This is a genomic window from Amycolatopsis sp. SID8362, assembly GCF_010550475.1.
Taxonomy (GTDB): Bacteria; Actinomycetota; Actinomycetes; order Mycobacteriales; family Pseudonocardiaceae; genus Amycolatopsis; species Amycolatopsis eburnea.
Window position 1 is genome coordinate 1 of the sequence record NZ_JAAGNB010000937.1, and the last position, 1,790, is coordinate 1,790.

Consider the following 1,790-nt stretch of genomic DNA (forward strand, 5'->3'; position numbering starts at 1 on the left):
CGCGACGCGGTCCGGGACCTGGCGCACCGCGCCCGGGTCGAGCTGGCCGGGGTCGAACCGGCCGCGCCGGCCCGCACGGTCACCGACCCGCTGACCGACCGCGAGCGCGACGTCCTGGAGCGCGTGGCGCTGGGCCGCACCAACCGGCAGGTGGGGGAGGAGCTCTACATCAGCGAGAAGACGGTGAGCGTGCACCTGTCCCGGGTGATGGCGAAGCTGGGCGCGAGCCGGCGCGCGGAGGCCGTGGCGATCGCCTACGACCGGGGCCTGCTGACCGCCCCGGCCTCCGAACACGCGTGAACGGCCTCAGCGGGGGAGGCGGCGCAGGGCCTTGATGCCGAACGTCATCCCGCGCGCCCACACCGAACCCGGCACCGCGCGCGGCGGCCGCAGGGCGAGCCCGCGCTGCACCGCGATCGACTGGGACTCGGTGTACTTCAGCAGGCCTTCGGCGCCGTTGCGGCGGCCGACGCCGGAGTCCTTCATGCCGCCCATCGGCACGCCGACGCTGCCGAACGTCGCCGCGTAGCCCTCGTTGACGTTGACCGTGCCGGCCTTCAGGCGCGCGCCGACCTCCCAGCCCGCGCGGCCGTTGCGCGACCAGACGCTGGCGTTGAGCCCGAACGGCGTGTCGTTGGCCCGGTCGATGGCCTCGGTGACGTCGGTGTAGCCGTAGATCGAGACGACCGGCCCGAAGGTCTCCTCGGCGAACGGCAGCATGTCCGGGGTGACGCCGGACAGCACCGTCGGCTCGTAGAACAGCGGGCCGAGGTCGGGCCGGGGGCGGCCGCCGGTGAGCACCGAAGCGCCCTTCTCGCGCGCGTCTTCGACGTGCGCCGACACCGTGGCGAGCTGGTCATCCGAGGTCAGCGACCCCATCTGGGCGTGGTAGTCGAGCGCGCCGCCGAGCTTGAGCGCCGCGGTCTTCGCCACGAACGCGCGGGTGAATTCGTCGCGGATGTCCTCGTGGACGTAGATCCGCTCGACCGACACGCACAGCTGGCCGGCCGAGGAGAAGCAGGCCGCCACCGCGCCGGTCGCGGCCTTGGAGACGTCGGCGTCGGGCAGCACGATCATCGGGTTCTTGCCGCCGAGCTCCAGCGAGTACGACGTGAGCCGCTTCGCCACCTGCCCGGCCAGTTCCTTGCCGGTCGGGGTGGAGCCGGTGAAGCACAGGTAGTCGGACTCCTCGACCAGCGCGGTGCCGATCTTCGAGCCGCGGCCGAGCACGATCTGCCAGGTCCCGGCGGGCAGCCCGGCCTCCTCGGCGAGTTCGTGCAGCCACAGCGCGGAGAGCGCGGTCTGGTTGTCCGGCTTCTGCACGACTGCGTTGCCCGCGGCCAGCGCCGGCAGGACGTCCATCGCGGTCAGGGCGAGGGGGTAGTTCCACGGCGAGATGATCCCGACGACGCCCTTGGGGTGGCGGATCTCGCCGGCCCGGGTCAGGCCGGGGATGACCCCGGCGACGCGCCGCGGGGCGAGGATCTTGGCCGCGTGCTTGCCGTAGTAGGCCGCCACCAGCGCGGTCGCGCTGACCTCGTCGAACGCGTCGAGCCGGGCCTTGCCCGCCTCGACCTGGACCAGGTCGAGCACCTCGTCCTGGCGGGCGAGCACGAGGTCGTGCAGGCGGGTGAGCACGCGGGCGCGCTCGGCGGGGGAGCGGTCGGCCCACGCCCGCTGGGCCGTGCGCGCGCTCGCGAACACCGAGCGGACGTCGGCGTCGGTGGCCTGGGGCAGCGTCGCGATCGGCTGCCCGGTGAAGGGCGCGGTCATCCGGATCGGCGCCGAAT

2 protein-coding genes are annotated in these 1,790 nt (G+C 73.7%); one reads left to right on the forward strand and one right to left on the reverse strand.

The features are described 5' to 3' along the window. Nucleotides 1-300 (forward strand): response regulator transcription factor (locus G3I65_RS29270; protein ID WP_160698957.1); only part of this gene is annotated, 300 nt, incomplete at its 5' end. A 6-nt stretch (nucleotides 301-306) separates the two neighbouring features. Here G3I65_RS29270 and G3I65_RS29275 read toward each other — a convergent pair. Then, nucleotides 307-1,790: succinic semialdehyde dehydrogenase (locus G3I65_RS29275; protein WP_160698958.1), on the reverse strand; the 1,484-nt coding region annotated here is incomplete at its 5' end.